The organism is Psychrobacter sp. M17(2026) (assembly GCF_055699815.1).
This window is the reverse complement of record NZ_CM146741.1, coordinates 909998-929396: the sequence shown is the minus strand read 5'-3', so window position 1 is coordinate 929396 and position 19399 is coordinate 909998. Positions and strand designations below refer to the sequence as shown.

Here is a 19399-nt window from a genome sequence, read left to right as displayed (position 1 = left end):
TGACAGCTAAAAAACCCAAACGCTAAGCTGAGTTTGTAAGATCAATTTAATTTAATAGGTGAGAGTCTTATGATTACGGTATTCTTATTGGCTGGTGCCGAAAAGCTCATTAATATCGCTATTGCTAGTGATGAAATCACCAAAGCTGGGCTGGTACCTTTGGCAGGTAAAGTACTACGTTTAGATATGGCGCTGCCTGAAATTCATTTGGATATTTTATTCAATCATGATCGTCTGCGTTTTGAGCCTGTGACGACGGTTAGTGTATTTGAGCCGCGTGGTGGCAAGAATGTTGATGATGCCGACTCTTACGATGAGCGCGCCCGTGCCGATGCTGAGCTGGCGCGTATCGGTCATAGTAGCCCTGACTGTACTATTACCGTTGATAATCCTGCGCAGCTCCTGAACTTAATCCGTGGTGCTGAGGGTAATCTGCCTATTGCAGGAGATTACACAGTACTGATGCAGTTAAAACAGCTGATAGCAGGTTTTGATCCTGATGTTGCAGGTCAGCTTGAGCCTATCATTGGTAAGCCTATGGCCAGTCAATTGCAACTGCTTATCAAACAGCTGAAGTGGAGCTTACGTCATACCGCCAAACGTGCATTCGACGATGTGAGTATCTGGGCTAATGAGGTCGCTGGTACTAATGAGCCTGATCCTAATGATAAAGCTGAGGTCAATGATCTTAAACAGCAACTCTTAAAACTTCGCGCTGATATTGAGCGTGAAGAAGCAAGATTAATGGCGATCAAGGTAGAGCAAGCAAAGCTTAGAAACAGTTAGATTTTAGTAGTTCATTTTAAGTGCGAACTAGAATCTTATATGAATTTTTTATAATAATAAGTTTTGCGTAGGGTGGGTTAGCTCAAGCGTAACCCACCAAATCAACCTAGCTATGATTTGCTAAAATAGCGTATGAAAACCCTATTTAGCTAACCGTCATCTATAGAAAGTACTTATTTAGAGTAATCAATACCCATGCTTTTATCCTATCAAAAACGTCTCCGCGAGCTATTACACATTGCAGCGAAATATCGCATTGATACTCATATTTCAATCGAGGACGCGCCGCAGTTACGACCGATAGCGCGCTTAATCCGTATGCATCCTGCTGCTTGGGGTAAGAAGCATCAGCCTAATGGCATTAAGTATGCATTAGAAGACATGGGCACGCTGTTCCTTAAATTAGGTCAATTGCTCTCGACTCGTCGTGATTTAGTGCCACCTAATATCATCGATCAACTGGTACAGCTGCAAGACAAGGTTAAATCCTTTGACCCCAATATTGCTATCGCGCAAATTCAAGATCCAAAGCATGGTTTGGGTCAGTCTATCGAGACTTTATTTGCTCGCTTTGATGTCAAGCCTTTAGCTGCTGCTTCTATCGCGCAAGTCCATAGCGCCGCCCTACACGATCAGCGTGAAGTAGTGGTCAAAGTAGTGCGCCCTGATATACGTGACACTATTATTACTGATTTTGAGCTGTTGCGCGAGCTTGCCAGCTGGGTATCTGCACGGGTTGAAGCGGCACGGGCTATCCATATTATTGACTTAGTCGAGGACTATCGGCAGGTCATGCTCAATGAGCTGGACTTGACGCTAGAGGCTGATAATACCACTAAGATGCGCAATAACTTTTTAGACTCAGCGCTGATGTACGTGCCCGAGGTCTATGCTGCCGCCAAAAACGTCATCGTTATGGAGCGTATTCAAGGTGTGCCCATCTCACAAGTTGAGCTATTTGATAAGCTAGGTTATGACCGCGCTATCTTAGCGAAAAAAGGCTTAACGATATTCTTTACCCAAGTGTTTCGTGATAACTTTTTTCATGCTGATATGCACCCAGGCAATGTCTTTGTAGAGACACCACCTGTTAGCCTCTTAGGCAATGATGCGCAGCCTGCCAGCTTGGGCTATGAGCCACGCTACATCGGTCTTGATTGCGCTATTATGGGTACATTATCGAAGGATGATCAGCTGATCGTTGCCCGTATGTTACTCGCGGTTATGAATAATAACTTTACCGCAGTAGTCGATATTGTGAGCCGTGCAGGCTGGATACCGCCCAGTGCTGACAAACACGCTTTGATGCGTGATATGAGTCGCACGGTTGGCCCTATGCTGTCAAAATCTATCAATGAGATTGATTTTGCTGGCGTCTTGATGCAGATATTAGATATCGCGCGTCGCCACCATATGAGCATTCCACCGCAGCTGATGCTACTACTCAAAACCTTGGTACATGTTGAGGGATTAGGTCGCGAGTTATATCCCGATCTGGATATCTGGTCACTTGCGAAGCCTATTTTGAGCGGTTGGATCAAAGAACAGCTCGATCCTGTGCGTAATTTACAACAATTACGTCAGCAGTTACCAGAGATTTTATTATCCGCCACTGACATACCTAAACTGCTAGATCAAGGCTTGCAAAGTCTAGCATCGCAAGGCTCAAGGCAAGACAGTCAACTGCGTGAAATCCAACAAATCCGCGCTGATATGCTCAACGATCGTCGCCGTGATTGGATCGCCTTGGCAGGCTTTGGAATAAATATTGCTATCGCAACGCAAGTGGAATGGTTTGCACCGATATTTTATATCTTGGCGGTATTATTTGTTATTTGGCGTATCTTGGCTTAGTGTTATTAAGATAGAGATTAATCTAAAAATATGTATTGTACTGTTTGCAAAAATAGAGTGGGTGTAGGGTGCATTTTATGCACCGGTGGTTCGTGATAGCGTCATTATCGGTGCGATGGAGTGCACCCTGCAAAAGCTATAAAACACATATGACGAAATGCCTTAAAAAACACTAAGATGTCATTACATAACAAAGCGCCTACTTCAATTATATAAAGTAGGCGCTTTTTCATAAATAAGAACACTTTTTAAATACGTATTACAGCATCTGATCGATAGCCATTTGCGTTAATACCCGACCACGAGCAGTGCGTAGTACGTAACCTTGCTGAATCAGATAAGGCTCAATGACATCCTCTAATGTTCCGCGATCCTCAGCCATCGCTGCCGCCACCGCCTCAACCCCAGCAGGCCCTCCATCGAAGCGCTCATGCAAAATCTCGATGTAGCGACGATCTAGATGATCAAGGCCGCGCCGATCAACTGCCAGCATATCAAGCGCACTACCAGCGATAGCACCATTGATACTACCGTCACCTCGAACCTCAGCATAGTCGCGGACACGGCGTAGCAATCTATTGGCAATCCTAGGTGTCCCACGGGCGCGGCGCGCAATCTCAACGGCGCCATCTTGGCTCATAGGGACTTTCATTAGCCGAGCAGCACGACTGACGATAGTCGTCAAATCCTCGATATTATAAAACTCTAAACGCTGAACGATACCAAAGCGATCACGCAACGGTGAGGTCAATAGCCCTGCTCTTGTGGTCGCAGCAACTAATGTAAAGGGTGGCAAATCAAGCTTGATAGAACGCGCCGCTGGCCCTTCACCTATCATAATATCCAGCTGAAAGTCTTCCATCGCAGGATAGAGTATTTCTTCAATGACCGAGCTCAAGCGATGGATCTCATCGATAAATAGCACGTCACCCTCTTCTAGATTGGTTAACATCGCTGCCAAATCACCTGGACGCTCAAGGACAGGTCCCGAGGTTGAGCGCAAATTGCCACCCATTTCACGAGCAATAATATTAGCAAGCGTAGTCTTACCTAATCCTGGCGGACCAAAAATAAGGGTATGATCCAGCGGTTCATTGCGGCCACGGGCAGCACCGATAAATACTTCCATCTGCTCACGCACTACAGGCTGACCAATGTACTCAGCCAGTAAGGCTGGTCGAATATTAGAATCAGGCGCATCGCTCGCGTCTGATAATGGATTGATCAAGCGGTCTTGCATCATAGTATTTATCATCGTGTGTAAATAGATTATAAAAGAATATCAATCAGCATAACTAAAGCTTGCTTGTAAGTCATGCAAAACATCATAAAATCAGAGCTAGAATAAAAATAAGCGACAATTAGTGTCGCTTATAGCTGAATCAAGGCTTAAGTAGCAGATATCAAAAGCGAGAGAGTTGTTTTAAAGTCGCTTTTAACAAACTTTGAGTATCTGTAAAGGTTTCGCCGTCATTTTTGGCCGCTTTGATGGCTTGCTGAGCTTCGCGCTCTTTATACCCTAAGCTAATCAGCGCGCCTTCCACCTCAGCGATGATACTGCCCTCATTAGAGATTGGCGTAATCTGAACATCAAACTCCGAATTGCTATCGTCAACTTCGATATTTTTAAGCTTGTCTTTGAGCTCAATAAGCAGACGTTGAGCTGTCTTTTTGCCGATACCTGGAATACGCATGAGCGCGGTTTCCGAGTCTTGGTCGACATGCATTTTGAGCTCAGCCGCTGACATCGCTGATAACATAGCCAATGCCATTTTGGCACCGACCCCATTAATCTTAATCAACTGGCGAAAGACATCACGCTCTTTGCGATCAATAAAGCCAAACAGCAGCTGCGCATCTTCACGCACATGAAAATGCGTCCAAATACTAGCTTGTTGATCCAATTGTAATTGACAAAACGACGGCAACGGCAGCTCGATATCATAGCCAACGCCTGACGCCGTCATAACGCAGGCCATCGGTGCCATCAAATGCTGCACTTGTCCGCTGATAAGTCCTATCATAATCTGACACCTATTATATTTATCACTCAATATCAACCATGCGCTAAAAACAACCTAATGAAAAATAATATCGCACGTTTACGCTAAAGCGCTTAACTCTATTGATAAAAGTTAACCATACCTTCTAGATTTATTGGGCGAATTTTGTGCGCTTGTCCTGCTGAACCAAAGGCTTCAAAACGATTAGCACAGATATCTGACATCGCAACCATAGACGCTTTAAAGTATTTACGCGGATCAAATTCACTTGGGTTTTCTACAAGGAATTTGCGGATAGCACCCGTTGATGCGAGACGTAAATCAGTATCGATATTGACTTTACGGACACCATGCTTGATCGCTTCAACGATTTGCTCAACAGGTACACCATAAGTCTCACCAATATTACCCCCATTTTCATTGATGACTTTTAGCCATTCTTGCGGTACAGACGATGAGCCGTGCATAACCAAATGGGTATTAGGAATACGGGCATGAATCTCTTTCACCCTCTCAATCGATAGGATATCGCCTGTCGGTGGACGAGTAAATTTATACGCGCCATGACTAGTACCGATGGCAATTGCTAGTGCATCGACGTTAGTGTCTTTGACAAACTGCTCAGCTTCATCAGCACTAGTTAATAGTTGCTCATGATCCAGCACGCCTTCTGCGCCAGAACCATCTTCTTCACCTGCCATACCCGTCTCAAGGCTACCCAAGCAACCAATCTCGCCTTCGACTGATACGCCACACGCATGTGACATTTTGACGACTTCACGGGTCACGCTAGCATTGTAGTCATAATCCATTGGGGTCTTGCCATCTTCACCAAGCGAGCCATCCATCATCACTGATGAAAATCCTAACTGGATTGAGCGTTGACATATCGCAGGCGACATACCATGATCCTGATGCATTACCACTGGAATATGTGGCCACTCTTCAATAGCAGCAATAATCAAGTGACGCAAAAAAGCGGAACCAGCATAGCCACGTGCGCCTGCACTTGCTTGTACGATAACAGGAGAATCACAAGCGTCCGCTGCCATCATGATAGCGCGCATTTGCTCTAAGTTATTCACATTAAAAGCAGGAACACCGTAGTTGTGTTCGGCAGCATGATCTAAAAGTTGACGTAACGATATTAAAGCCATATAACGCTCTCTATTTGATTTTGACGACTGATATGAAAGTGTGGTTTTGATAAATAGTTCTGAATGGTATTTTGACGGTTTATGGGATAACCGACTCTACCTTTATTAGCGCGGTTAATTATAGCAAAATTTAGCCCTCACTCGTAGTGGATACGCCTGTATTTTACTATCTACTGAGTTTTAGATGATCAATGCTCAATGATAAGTTGAACCCACAACATATCGGCTATAAAATATTGAGTTATAAAGTTATGAACATAAAAAAGCCTTGGAATATCCCAAGGCCTTTTTAGTACTATTTTATTTTATAAACTGCTATCACAAAAAGAGCCGTCAAATAACTACATCTAACATCAGATAGCTATTGCTAAAATTAGTACTGTTGATCAGTTGGCGCATTGCCTTCTGCATCAGCTTCGATATCAGATGCACCATTAGCAACTGAGCTTGCGCCATCAGCAACAGCTCCAGCAGTCGCTGCAACCGCTTTGTTAGTACCTTCAGTAATAGCTTCGCCAGCATTAGCAACAGCGTCCGTAGCTGCTGCACCCGCAGTATCAGCGCCATCAGCAATCTCAGCACCTGTATTTTGAGCAGCAATCTCAGCTTCAGTTGCAGCGGCTTCAGTGTTAGCAGCGATATCATCGCCAGCTGAGTCAGCAGTATCTACCGCTTCAGCAGCAGTCGCTTCTGCTTCATTTTCTGTTTGTTGGCTACAGGCAGTAACTGCAAAAGTACCAGCAAATATAGTGGCAAGTAATAAATGACGTTTTAACATAGTAAACCTTCAAGATAAATAAATAAATAATAATGCATTCGAGCATCGGTAATGGCGCTATTCTATAACTAGCAAATAAGACATGCAATAACAATATTAAATGTAGTAACAATATGAGAACAAATAAATACTACTTAATAATCATTATCAATTAGTTGTATTATATTAGGCACTTACACCAGCAGCACTGCTATATGGCAGGTATGGTAGCTAATCTTAACTACCAAAGTGCTATCGATATTTTTAGCTTTAGAGCTCTAAAGCTGCTACTGCTGGCAGAGTTTTACCCTCGACAAACTCTAAGAACGCACCGCCACCTGTCGACATATAGCTGACGCCATCAGCAACTTGATACTTGTCAATAGCGGCTAAGGTATCGCCGCCACCAGCGATTGAGAATCCTGCGCTGTCTTGTACCGCTTGCGCTAGTATTTGTGTCCCTGCACCATAGGCATCGACCTCAAATACGCCAACAGGGCCATTCCACAAGATAGTCTTAGCCTTGGTAATAGCGACTGCTAATTGCTTGGCACTTTGCGGTGCAATATCCAATATCATATCATTAGCATCGATAGCGTCAACCGCTTTTATGGTCGCGGTAGCTTTAGCTAATGATCCTGTAAAGTCGGCAAAATCAATGTCATCTTTATCAGCCACTACCACATATTCAGGCAATAAAATTTCAGTCTTAGTCATAATTACGCGGGCGGTATCGAGCAGATCTGGCTCATATAAAGAGGCGCCAACGCTGTGGCCTTGCGCGGCTAAAAAGGTATTGGCAATACCGCCACCTAAGATAATCTGGCTACATAACGTAGCCAAACTATGCAGTACCTCAAGCTTAGTTGACACCTTAGAGCCACCTACTATAGCGAGCATAGGCTGATCTGGTGTCTGTAGCGCTTGGCTCAATGCATCAAGCTCAGCGGCTAGTAATGGCCCTGCACACACTGTTTTGTTAGCTTGGCGCATTGCCATCGTTACGCCTTCTGTTGAGGCCTGAGCACGGTGCGCGGTACCAAAAGCGTCCATAACAAAAACATCACAAAGACTAGCATAACGCTTCGCTAATGTAGTATCGTTTTTCTTCTCGCCTGCATTAAAGCGCACGTTTTCTAGTAATATGACTTCCCCTGCCTTAATAGCGACTTCTTCATTGAGGTAATCACTGTTGAGTACTACTGGCTGACTCAGTTGATCGCCTAATTTTTCGGTTAGATAGTCGGCAACAGGTGCTAGTGAGTAAGCAGCTTCAAACCTGTCTTCGGTTGGACGACCTAAGTGCGAACAAACAATCACCGCAGCGCCTTTGTCTAAAGCCATTTTTATCGTCGGTAGGCTCGCTTGCAATCGGGCGTCGCTCGCCACTTTACCAGCTTTAATAGGGACATTTAAATCCTCACGGATCAAAACGACTTTATCGGTTAAGTTCAGCTCACTCATACGTAAAAAATTCATTACAGCTCCTATTGATTCAGTTTCATAATAATAGATATACGGGGAGTATCTTAATGGCGTGTAGTGTAAGCTTGAGTCGGCTATAGCGTCAACTGATGCGAAAAAAATTATCTTAACGACAATTTATCTCTTTTATAGTGAATTCACTGTAGATGTTTTTGCTCAAAGCTGTTTTTGAGGCATAGTGATAAAGTAGAGAAATTGATCGCAGTAACATTTCGTGGTGGTAGTCTCTTAAAGGCGCCTTTATGATAGTGCTGTAAACAATAACAACTACGAGCGCCATTTTTAGGAGAATCATATGAGTACAGATTTTGATCAGGCCAAACAAAAACTACTACAGCTTAAAGAAGAGTACCAGACTCGTATCGATACCATAAAGGATCATATCCAAAATCCGCAAGATGAGCTTAATAAAGATTGGGGAGATCAAGCAATCTCTATCCGTCAGAATGATACGCGTCAGCTCCTAGCGGCAGAAGCACACCAAAACCTCATCTATATTGAAAATGCTTTGAGCCGTATCGAAAACGGTACTTACGGAGAATGTGAAGTATGCGGTGAGGAGATACAGGAACAACGCTTAAAAGCTGTGCCTTATGCTACGTTATGTATGGATCACGCTGAATAAAAATGAGTGTCCCATAGAACTAAGCCTATAAAGCTGAGTAAGAAGTTAAGCAAGCGTTTGCCAGATACTAAGCGCTTGCTGCCACTGCTGACAACGCTGCGCTATCTGCTCTACTGCTAAGTCCATAATATCCCCGACTACCGCAATATAAGTCAATGGCAAGCCTGCCAGCTGACCAATATTTTCTGCGCTAAGTCCACCAATCACACATATATTTAGCGGTTTATCTAAGCTTAGCTGACAGCCAGCATTGAGCTGCTCGCGACTAATAATACTCGCTTGAGGTTTAGTCATTGAGGCAAATATGGCACCCATCGCCGCATAATCTGCGCCATCCTCTAGTGCTTGCTTTACGAGCTGACTATCACCATGGCAAGTACGACCAATGATTTGATCGGCTGCTATTAACTGTTTCGCTGTGCTTATGTCACCATCGCCTTGACCTAAATGTACCCCTACACCCAGCTTAGCGGCTAGAGCGGTATCGTCATTAATAACGACGGCAACCTTGTATTGCTGGGCTAAAGCAATAATTTCTAGCGCTTCATCGTAGAGCTGCTGCGAGCCATTAGGCTGTGCTAGTACTTGCTTGCGTCTTATTTGCACTACAGCAATAAGATTAGTTGCAAATGCGGCTTTAAGTTTGGTTAACAGTAAGCTGATGTCGTCATCGTTAGTCAGCAGGTATAGTTTAGGGATTATCATTGGTGATGTTTTCCTAGCCATTAAGCGAGCTTTAGTACGTTCTTTAACACTTTTTTATAAGAGTACATTTTCAACAAAAAATTTAAGCAAAAAAAAGGCGGTTATAATGATAACTGCCTTTTTTATAAAAGCGACTACCTTATACTGTACGACGTGACGCCAAACTGTTTAAGATATTCTTAGCATCACCCCATCGTGTTGCTGAGCTATTGGCACCCAAAATGACGATAATAGCAGGACGGTTATTGACTCGGGTCTCCATCACTACGCAGCGACCTGCTTCATTAATAAAGCCTGTTTTGGATATACCTATTGGATAGTCGCCTGAACGTACTAAACTACTGGTATTATTCGCTGAATAAGTACGATTACCGCTTGAATAATTAGAGACATAGAAGTCATAGCTCTTAGTGGTAGAAAAACGACGAATCACATCGTAGTTGCCAGCCGCGCGCACTAACTTAACGAGATCATTCGATGAGGCGACATTTCGCTTATCAAGACCCGTTGGATCACCAAAATAAGCGGTCGTCATACCTAAATCTTGCGCTTTGCGGTTCATCGCTCGTATAAAGGCATTGTAACCACCAGGATAGTTACGCGCTAAGCTCTTAGCCGCTGGGTTTTCTGACTTCATTAGTGACATCAGCAACATCTCAGCGCGATTCATACGATCGCCTGATTTGAGCCGTGAGCTGGCACGTTTGGGTCCTATAAAGTCCTCTGGATCGAGAATAAGCTCTTCACGCATATCGAGCCCAGCATCTAGTACGACCATCGCAGTCATAACCTTAGTGATACTAGCCATAGGACGCGCGATATCCGCGTTTTTCTCGTAGATCGACTCACCAGTCTCAGCATCGATGACTGCTACACTGCGCGAGTCCGTACTGATAGGCAACATATCGCTGCTGCCAAAGCTGCCACGGTAGGTTGTATTGTAACTGTTATTACGGCTACCATAACTATTCGCATTAGTGATATTAGTTGTACCATAGCCATTATTGACTTTTTTGATAGCGGAGCTGTTGTTTGAGCTGTACATGATATTGCGTGCTTCAGATAAGCTATCAGCCCCGCCCCAGCTAACACGCGCACTAGACTCATTACCATTAATGGTTAATGCCGCTTGCGCAGCGCCTCCCAAACTCAATGAAATCATAGCAACTAGTATTTGCTGTTTGGTTAATGGTAAATTTGTCATTCTTCCTCCAAATAGGAATAGCGCTCTAGTAATATAGACCATAGCGTAGATGATATACGTAGCTATTATAAAAACGAAAATGTTTCGATAATTACCCTTAAGCCTTACAAAAATGGTAATCGCTATCAAAATATTACAACGTAGCTATAATGACTCACAATGATAGTAAAAGCCTTAATACGATGCTTTTGTATTTTTAGTGTATCATGGTTTATATTTAAGTTTACTATTATGAGCTAACTTGATGAATTTTTTATGGTTGTTGTTAAATTTTATTACAGTTTCTTTAGCTATTAGCAATATTGATTAACATTTCGGTAATAAATTCTATTTTAAAGAGTTATAGTCAATAATTAGGAGTAGGCTATCTTAAGCTGCAAAATTTGATTGATTAGTATCTATTGTTTAGGATTAAAGTTTGATAACTTATAATTAGTAATAAATTATAGTAATAACATAATACGAGTAACAATATGATTCGAGTGTTAGTAGTAGATGATCATGATTTAGTTCGTATGGGTATCAGCCGTATGTTAGCTGATAGTCCAGATATCGAAGTCGTTGGTGAAGCAGATAGCGGTGATATGGCTATAAAGCTTGCTAAACAGCTTATCCCTAACGTCATTCTTTTGGACGTTAATATGCCTAATATTGGTGGGCTTGAGGCTACCAAACGCTTAGTACAATTGAACATAGGCATCAGAATATTGGCAGTTAGTAGTATGGCTACTCAGCCTTATCCATCGATGCTACTCAAGGCAGGCGCTCATGGCTATATCACTAAAGGCACACCACTTGATGAGATGATACGCGCGATCAAAAAACTCAATCAAGGCGGTCGTTATTTTAGTCATGATGTAGCAGATCAGCTGGCTGAAGTGTTGTTATCCGATAAAGCCGCTTCACCTTTTGACTTATTAAGCGACCGTGAAAAGCAAGTAGCTATGATGGTCGTTAACTGTCAAAGCCCTCAGCAAATCGCTGATCAGTTATTTGTCAGTGTAAAGACTATTAATACTTATCGTTATCGTATTTATGAAAAAGTAGGTGTTGATAGTGATGTTAAGCTTACCCATATGGCAATTCGCCATGGACTTATTCAGCCTTAATCAAGCTCTTAAAAAGGTTGCTCAAGCTTAGAATTATTATCGTGATGTGACCTCTTTACTGACTTATTTTTTATTTTGGCTATTTTATGAAACCTGCTTCTACAGTCATAGCTTTTGTCATCACTTATTTGCAGCAAGGCGAGACGCTACCCTCAGCACAACTGCGCCGACTAGGCATGGTATATAATAGTTATCGACTCATCGTTAGCCTATTTTTACTGTTGATGATTTATGTGACGACGCAAGCCGATAACAGCATCATGCTGCCCAGCCTCTTACAGTTAACGATACTTATTTTTTATGTCTTGTTTAGCCTTATATTATTTGGCTTATTCTCAGTAGTCCCTCAGCAGCCACGGCGTCAGCTATTGCTAGGGCTGTTTATGGACGTAGTCGTTCTAAGCTTACTACTCTATACCAATGGCGCGCCTGATTTGCAACTGACTATGCTGTACATGGTAGTGGTAGCAGCAAGCTTTATGTTATTGACAGGTACTCAGGCGCTGATCATTACCTTACTGGCTATCATTTTTATTATTTATCAGCAGTTTTTTTATGCGATTGCCAATAGCTTGAACTTAGCCAATCTAGGAGAGGCTCTACTGATATCAGCCAGCTTTTTGGCAGTAGGGTTTTTGAGTTGGTCGGTCTCTCAGCGCTTAGTTCATGTAGAGGGTATGGCCTTGCAGCAGGCGCAAGAAGTGGCTCATCTCAATGCTATTAACCAAGAAGTCGTCAGCCAGATGATTAATGGCATAATAGTTATTGATAAAAAACGTATCGTGCTGGCAAACTTGGCCGCTTATCAGCTCTTAGGTATAGAATCTGATCCAGCCGCCAAACCTACCTTTAGTTTCCGTCTTAATCAAGATATAAGCACGACAACTAAGCCATTTAATAATAAAAAAAAGCGTATTGTAAAAGCTTATGACCCTTTAGTAGACTTTCAAAAAAAACTAACTCATGAGCATAAATCTTTAGTTGAGAATTATATAAATTTAGCAAACAATCAGTTGCGTACCTTTATCTATGATCTACCAAAAAGCGTTAGTGCTACTAATGCTAACAAATTACGTATTCAAATCATCCCTTTAAAAGATAACAGTCAGTTGATGCTATTAGAGGACTTGCGCCGTGAGCAAACCAGTGCTCAACAATTAAAACTGGCCTCCCTAGGACAGCTTACGGCTAGTATTGCTCACGAAATACGCAATCCTTTAGCGGCTATCTCACAGGCCAGCCAGCTGTTAATAGAAGACATCGATGAAAACTATGGTTCAGATGATACTGAATCGTCAATGACAACGGATAATACAGGCAATCATGAGCTCTATAAGATGATATTTGCCCAAACCAAACGCGTCGATCGTATCATCGAGGATGTGTTGAAGTTATCGCGCCAGCAGCAGCCACAACGTCAAACCATAGAACTTATCGAATGGATGCCGCAGTTTTTGGATAATCACTTTCGCAATCATGATATTACACTGAGTGTTCGCACCACTATTGTTATCCAGTTTGATACGCATCAGTTAGAGCAGATTTTGATTAATTTAATTAATAATGGATTGCGCTATAGCAGTCGAGCTCATACGCAAGCTGATGTTACGGTTGAGATCTACGATAGGCAGAACGATGTTATAATCGATGTTTTAGATACAGGAATAGGTATCGATAATACTAGTGTAGAACATCTATTTGAGCCATTTTTTACTACGGATAAAGCAGGAACGGGCTTGGGTTTGTATTTATCTCAAGCTTTTAGTGAGGCCAATTATGCTCAGCTTATCCACGTTCCAGAGCATGCAAAAACTTGTTTTCGCTTGATAGTGCCTGCCGCTGTTTCTATTGTTGAAATTGCCTAACTGCTAAAACTGTGTTGAAAGTCGTGCGTTTTAATCATCCTAATTGTTTATATCTATATGAGGTTATACATGACAGCAACTGCCTTAATTGTTGATGATGAAGTGGATCTATGCCGATTGATGCAAATTACGCTCACCAAGATGGGCATACAGTGTGATGTCGCCTATACGCTGACCCAAGCTCAAGATTATTGGAAAGATAATAGCTATGACTTTTGCTTAACAGATCTCAAGCTTCCTGATGGCTCAGGGCTAGATTTGGTTAAGCAGATCAGCAATAGCTCCACTACCCCAGTCGCTGTTATCACTGCTTTTGGCAGTATGGATTTGGCTATTGAAGCGTTGAAACTAGGCGCTTTTGATTTTGTTAATAAGCCCCTTGAGCTGCCACGGCTACGTCAGTTGGTAGAAAATGCTTTAAAGGTTTCTCGTCAAGACAATGATATCCAAAGCCAGAGCACTCAGAGTCCTGAGCAGCAGTTATTAGATAGTCGTTTAATTGGTAACGCTGAGGTCATGCAAACGCTTAAAAAGACGATACTAAAGCTCGCGCGCTCACAGGCGCCTGTGTTTTTATCGGGAGCCTCAGGGACAGGTAAGGAGGTCGTAGCTAGATTGATTCACGACTTGAGTCCGCGTTGTGAAGGCAGTTTTGTACCCGTGAACTGCGGTGCGATTCCCTCAGAGCTGATGGAGTCTGAGTTTTTTGGTCATAAAAAAGGCAGCTTTACAGGAGCAGTTGCTGACAAGCAAGGGCTATTCCAACAAGCCAACGGCGGGACTCTATTTTTGGATGAGGTCGCTGATTTACCGCTGCCTATGCAAGTCAAGTTGCTGCGTGCTATTCAAGAAAAGACCGTACGCGCTATCGGTGATACCAAAGAGCTTCCTGTCGATATCCGTATACTCTCAGCGACTCACAAAAATTTGAGCCAGTTAGTAGCAGCGGGCGAGTTTCGTCAAGATTTATATTATCGTATCAATGTGATTGAGCTCAAACTGCCAGCACTGAACGATAGGCGTGACGATATTCCAGCTTTAGCAGAGCATTTTCTAGGGCTTATTGCTGAGGAGTGGCAATTAGAGTCAGCCCCGCAGCTGTCAGCGCAAGCTTATCAACGCTTACAAGATTATACTTTTGCTGGCAACGTCCGTGAGTTACGCAACATACTTGAGCGAGCAATCACCCTTTGTGAAACTGAAATTATTGATGTCAGTCATTTAGGTCTAATGCCCTCTAGCGGATCAGCACAAGTAATAGACTTGCCAGTAGTAGAGCCTGATCATAGCAACGATACTGATAACGCAAAAGCTGATGTCAAGGCCGTGACTAACGTTAATACTGCTACTCATCGCATTGAAAGCAACGTCAAGAGCCGTAATGATAATTCAGCTACGGGTAACCTACATCCTTATCGTTTCGCAACTAACGCTTACTCCAACTCGATCAAAGCCTCTAGTACTGTGAGTGGTGCTCAAAAACCTAATGATAATGCTCAAAAGCCTAGTAGTGGACAGAACGCGCCCGAGCAACCAGCTAGAGATGTAGCAAATAACCCTATCTCTCTTTTAGATTCCTCTATAGATGACGACATTCAACTACCAGCGAGCAGCTTAGAGATCTACCTACAAGATCAAGAGCGACGCATTATTGTTGCCGCTCTCAAACAAACTGAGGGTAATAAAACTCAAGCAGCGGAACTATTAGGCACTAGCTTTCGCTCTCTACGCTACCGTATGAAAAAGCTTGAGATCGATGAAGATATATGCTGATTAGTAAATTAGTTATTGTAATTGGGGCGTGTTGCTAAGTTGGTTGTACAAAACGAATACCTGGCATAGTTATTTGTTGACGCAGTAACTCAAGACCGAGCTGCTCCCAATCAATTTCAGTTGTCGATAAATCTATATCAGGTTGTACCCCAATACCATCTATTTTTTCACCATTTGCCGTTAAATAATGAGCAACGGTTAGCTTGACGGCTTGCTCATTATTGAGCGGTATCACCGACTGTACCGATCCTTTGCCATAGCTGACCTCACCCAAGATAATAGCGCGCTTTTGAGTTTGCAGGCTACTGGCCAAAACCTCAGCGGCAGAGGCCGAATAACGGTTTTGCAGTACTATCACAGGTAAAGGTTCAAGAAGCGCGGTACCTCGAGTAGATAAAGTGCGCAGTGCGCTTTGACGACTTTTTATCTGCACCACATCGCTATCAGACATAAACAAGCTAGCAACTTGTACCGCGGCTGTCAGTACACCACCTGGATTATCACGCAGATCTAATAGCACCCCTTTTACAGGTGCATTCAGATTAGTTAGGCTTTGTAATACTTTTTCACGACTATTATTCTGGAAAGTTGGTAGCTTGATAATAGCTATGCCATCGACCAGACGCGTCTCAATCTCTTGTGGGTGATTATTATTGCGCTGCAAGCTAATAGTGCGTTTACGGCGACCCGCTTTTGAGATCACCACATCCACTTGCGTGCCAGCAATACCTGATAATAGCTGTACGATATCATTGGTTTGCTTATCTTCATCTAATTTGAACTCGTCTATTTGATGGACATAGTCACCGATAGTGATGCCCTTTTTATCCGCAGGCGAGTCATCTGTCACCTCAGTCACCACCCAATAGCCCTCATCAGCGCGATAGACTACTTTGATTCCGATATCCCCTACATCACCTTCGGTGAACGCGCGTAGATTCTCGTAAGCTTCAGCGTCCAAAAACTCGGCATGACTATCAAGCTTAGTCAGCATACCACTCATAGCATTGCTGAAGAGCTCCTCATCATTTACCGCATCTATATAGTCACGACGCACCAAATCCACTACGGCCACAAATGTTTTTAATGTTTCAGGGGAAATAGCCTTTAATGAGACTTGCGCCACATCCTCGGGAATATCAGTATCTAAGGTATCCTCGTAATCACTGCTATCTACTAGTGGATTGCTACCTATATCGCCTGTATCGTCATCGTTCATCCAGTCATCAGTCTGATCAGCAGCATCCACCATATCATCGATATCTGACAAATCATCAGCACCATTGTCTACCGGAACCTCATCGCTTTGCAGGTTAATGAGCTGCAAATTCGCTGTAGGGTTGTCAGCCTTTTTGCCTATTACTGCGCTCGGCGCTGCAATCACAGCTTGCGTAGTTAAGCTTGCACTACTCAAGATCACCGCAGCTATAGCATATTTTACAAAAGCTAACTGGAAGGTCTTAGGACTCAAGGTGTCAGAACTCAAGGTGTCAAAACTTAAAATATCAGAACTTAAGCTAGTCGGAGTTTTTGACGCTTTAAAATCAGATAAAGGCATGGCTATACTCATTTATAATAGAACTCATTTATAATAGAAAAGACACTTATAAGATAATACTTATGACCATTATAAGGCATATATACCCTAAATATGGCTTTAATGAAAGGACAGACTAGGGCGTGTCATCAATTAAAAAAAGCGAAGATAATGCTTATCTTCGCTTTTAGACCTACTTATTTAGCTTTTTTAAATGACATCTCTTTTTGAGTGGTCGTCATCAGATCAAATAGGCATTGACGCTTACAATGCTTGAATCAACAAGTTCTCACCTGTCATCTCAGCTGGGGCATCCAAACTCATCAACGACAAGATAGTTGGCGCTACATCGCTTAGTCTACCGCCTTTACGGACTTGTAGCTTTTGCTCGCCAATATAAATCAGCGGCACATGCTCTGTAGTATGCTGAGTATGTACTTGCCCGCTATCATAATCTTGCATCTGCTCGCAATTACCGTGATCCGCTGTGATTAGCATATCGCCGTTTGCTGCGCGAACCGCCTGCTCAACTCGGCCCACACAGACATCTAATGCCTCAACTGCTTTTACAGCAGCGTCAAAGATACCCGTATGTCCGACCATATCACCATTGGCATAATTGACGATCAATACATCATATTTGCCTGATTCAATAGCGGCTATTAACTTATCAGTAACTTCAGGTGCGTTCATCTCAGGCTGCAAGTCATAAGTTGCCACATCGGGTGAAGGTACTAAAATACGCACCTCGCCTTCAAACTCCTCTTCACGACCACCGCTAAAGAAAAAAGTCACATGAGCATACTTTTCGGTTTCAGCGATACGTAGCTGAGTTTTATCCTGCTGTTGTAGATACTCGCCAAGCGTATTGCTCAATGACGTTGGATAATAAGCAATGCTGGTCTTACTATTATTCTCTAGTATATCTGAGTATTTAGTGAGCATAACAAAGGCGGCAAGTTTTGGCTGTTTATGACGGGCAAACCCTGAAAACTCATGATCTGGCAATACAAAGGCTTGTGCCAACTCACGCGCACGATCCGCACGAAAATTCATAAAGATAAGCGCATCATTATCATCGACAGTAAATGGCGTCTCACCATGCTCAATCACTGTCGTTGGACTGATAAACTCATCAGTCTCGCGAGCTTTATAAGCCGCTTGCACAGCACCATCTGCCCGCGTTGAGATTCGATCAGCCTTACCTTCGGTCATTAGCTCATAAGCTTTTTGTACCCGATCCCAGCGATTGTCACGATCCATAGCATAGTAGCGGCCAATAATGCTAGCAATCTGTACGCGCCCCTCGTAATGAGCATTGAGCTTATTAAGATGATCGCGCAAGCGATTGATATATTTGTCAGCGGACTTAGGCGGGGTATCACGACCATCTAAAAAGCAATGCACAAAGACATTTTTGGCACCGTGTACTAAAGCTGAATGACACATGCCCTCGATATGATCCTGATGCGCATGGACGCCACCATCTGATAACAAACCCATAATATGTACGTTACCACCAAGCTCATTAGCAGCATTGACAGCGCCTACTAGTGCCTCGTTTTTGTAAAAGTCACGGTTAGCCACCTCGCTTGAGATACGCGTTGAGTCTTGGTACAGAATACGTCCAGCGCCGAGGTTCATATGACCGACCTCAGAATTACCAAACTGACTTGGCGGCAAGCCTACATCCTCACCTGAAGCTGAGATTAGTCCGTGCGGATACTGCTGATATATCCTATCTAGATTCGGTGTATTTGCAGCAGCAATCGCATTGTCATTGTCATCTTCACGATGTCCAAATCCATCTAATATCATTAATACGTGTGGGGTCTTAGGTGGGTTTTTAATTTGGCTTTGATTAGAGTCATTAGATTCTGATGGTTGCTTACTGGTCATAAATTTGCGCTCCTCAAGGGGATGAACGTCACTGATAAGTTAAAGGAATCAAAGTATAAAGCTAGGGTCTGTTGAACATTCGACCGTGGCACTGACAGAGACTATGTATCTTAACACAAATATCAAAATTGCCTAAAATTCAACCTTTTTTATTATCAAATACAAATTGTTTGCAGTTACGACATTTATAAAAAATATCGTTAATTTCTTGTAGTGAGACATAGTAGCAACCTACGAAATTAGCTCCGTTAATCGCTAACAAAGTTGAAAACTATCAATCAAATTTTGGCCGAAGCTTATGGCTTATAAGTATCAAGCTCTCGTTATACTGGTCATACATTTAGATATCAATAAAGCTCAGTTATATTTAGTGAACAAATCCAGCTATAAAAATGGACTTGCAATTATGTATTTCATTGGGTAATATTGAACTATTCTGAAGTGTTAGCGAGTGGATGCTATTTCCCTGAGCCGATAATGCTTTACCTGGATGTGCTACCTATCGTTTCATTGTGTATGCCTGCACTGCTTGCAGTGTATCAGGAAACCTGCCGAGACGATGACACATCCGCCCTGAACTTCACGGTTCATGGGTCACCATCCCACGGCGGCACTTCGGTTGTTATATTCGATTGTTGAG

At 42.9% G+C, this 19399-nt stretch carries 15 protein-coding genes and 1 other RNA gene; 7 read left to right on the top strand and 9 right to left on the bottom strand.

The genetic code is table 11. The features are described from left to right. The first annotated feature begins 69 nt into the window (after positions 1 to 69). Positions 70 to 786, top strand: coding sequence for a ubiquinone biosynthesis accessory factor UbiJ (locus tag ACR63T_RS04045; RefSeq protein ID WP_472784844.1), 717 nt, complete (start codon positions 70 to 72; stop codon positions 784 to 786). Positions 787 to 981: 195 nt separating this feature from the next. Then, on the top strand, positions 982 to 2640 hold the full coding sequence (locus tag ACR63T_RS04040) for an ABC1 kinase family protein (RefSeq protein WP_305899799.1): 1659 nt from the start codon (positions 982 to 984) through the stop codon (positions 2638 to 2640). A 259-nt stretch (positions 2641 to 2899) separates the two neighbouring features. Here the strand turns inward: ACR63T_RS04040 and ruvB are convergent, their stop codons facing one another. The 5 genes from ruvB to ACR63T_RS04015 all read right to left on the bottom strand — a co-directional run bounded on the left by ruvB (position 2900) and on the right by ACR63T_RS04015 (position 8036). Further along, positions 2900 to 3880 (bottom strand): Holliday junction branch migration DNA helicase RuvB, encoded by a 981-nt coding sequence (gene ruvB, locus ACR63T_RS04035; protein WP_201573740.1) that lies wholly within the window; start codon positions 3878 to 3880, stop codon positions 2900 to 2902. 163 nt (positions 3881 to 4043) lie between these two features. After that, positions 4044 to 4664 carry a Holliday junction branch migration protein RuvA gene (gene ruvA, locus ACR63T_RS04030; RefSeq protein WP_201572537.1) on the bottom strand — a complete coding sequence of 207 codons (621 nt, stop codon included), beginning with the start codon at positions 4662 to 4664 and terminating at the stop codon, positions 4044 to 4046. 98 nt (positions 4665 to 4762) lie between these two features. Further along, positions 4763 to 5800, bottom strand: a complete 1038-nt coding sequence (gene fba / locus ACR63T_RS04025; protein ID WP_472784843.1) for a class II fructose-bisphosphate aldolase — start codon at positions 5798 to 5800, stop codon at positions 4763 to 4765. A 373-nt stretch (positions 5801 to 6173) separates the two neighbouring features. Next, positions 6174 to 6578 (bottom strand): hypothetical protein, encoded by a 405-nt coding sequence (locus ACR63T_RS04020; RefSeq protein WP_305899797.1) that lies wholly within the window; start codon positions 6576 to 6578, stop codon positions 6174 to 6176. A 249-nt stretch (positions 6579 to 6827) separates the two neighbouring features. Continuing rightward, on the bottom strand, positions 6828 to 8036 hold the full coding sequence (locus ACR63T_RS04015) for a phosphoglycerate kinase (protein WP_472784842.1): 1209 nt from the start codon (positions 8034 to 8036) through the stop codon (positions 6828 to 6830). 301 nt (positions 8037 to 8337) lie between these two features. Between ACR63T_RS04015 and ACR63T_RS04010 the strand changes: the two genes are divergently transcribed. Further along, the gene (locus ACR63T_RS04010; protein ID WP_305899795.1) at positions 8338 to 8667 is read left to right on the top strand and encodes a TraR/DksA family transcriptional regulator; all 330 of its coding nucleotides are present in this window, start codon (positions 8338 to 8340) and stop codon (positions 8665 to 8667) included. A gap of 45 nt (positions 8668 to 8712) precedes the next feature. Here ACR63T_RS04010 and ACR63T_RS04005 read toward each other — a convergent pair whose 3' ends face one another. Further along, positions 8713 to 9372, bottom strand: a complete 660-nt coding sequence (locus tag ACR63T_RS04005; RefSeq protein ID WP_472784841.1) for a thiamine phosphate synthase — start codon at positions 9370 to 9372, stop codon at positions 8713 to 8715. Positions 9373 to 9511: 139 nt separating this feature from the next. Continuing rightward, positions 9512 to 10576 (bottom strand): serine hydrolase, encoded by a 1065-nt coding sequence (locus ACR63T_RS04000; protein ID WP_305899793.1) that lies wholly within the window; start codon positions 10574 to 10576, stop codon positions 9512 to 9514. A gap of 473 nt (positions 10577 to 11049) precedes the next feature. On the opposite strand from ACR63T_RS04000, the gene ACR63T_RS03995 reads away from it, so the two are divergent. The 3 genes from ACR63T_RS03995 to ACR63T_RS03985 all read left to right on the top strand — a co-directional run bounded on the left by ACR63T_RS03995 (position 11050) and on the right by ACR63T_RS03985 (position 15323). Continuing rightward, positions 11050 to 11685: a response regulator gene (locus ACR63T_RS03995; RefSeq protein ID WP_305899792.1), complete on the top strand. Its 636-nt coding sequence runs from the start codon at positions 11050 to 11052 to the stop codon at positions 11683 to 11685. A gap of 86 nt (positions 11686 to 11771) precedes the next feature. Then, positions 11772 to 13550, top strand: a complete 1779-nt coding sequence (locus ACR63T_RS03990) for a sensor histidine kinase (protein ID WP_472784840.1) — start codon at positions 11772 to 11774, stop codon at positions 13548 to 13550. A 69-nt stretch (positions 13551 to 13619) separates the two neighbouring features. Beyond that, positions 13620 to 15323, top strand: coding sequence for a sigma-54-dependent transcriptional regulator (locus tag ACR63T_RS03985; RefSeq protein ID WP_472784839.1), 1704 nt, complete (start codon positions 13620 to 13622; stop codon positions 15321 to 15323). Between the two features lie 34 nt (positions 15324 to 15357). Here ACR63T_RS03985 and ACR63T_RS03980 read toward each other — a convergent pair whose 3' ends face one another. Continuing rightward, on the bottom strand, positions 15358 to 16881 hold the full coding sequence (locus ACR63T_RS03980) for a S41 family peptidase (RefSeq protein ID WP_472784838.1): 1524 nt from the start codon (positions 16879 to 16881) through the stop codon (positions 15358 to 15360). A 243-nt stretch (positions 16882 to 17124) separates the two neighbouring features. Next, complete coding sequence (gene gpmI / locus ACR63T_RS03975) at positions 17125 to 18759, bottom strand: 2,3-bisphosphoglycerate-independent phosphoglycerate mutase (protein WP_472784837.1); 1635 nt, start codon at positions 18757 to 18759, stop codon at positions 17125 to 17127. Positions 18760 to 19189: 430 nt separating this feature from the next. Here gpmI and ssrS point away from each other — a divergent pair. Continuing rightward, positions 19190 to 19385, top strand: a non-coding RNA gene (ssrS, locus tag ACR63T_RS03970) — 6S RNA. The last annotated feature ends 14 nt before the right edge of the window (positions 19386 to 19399 follow it).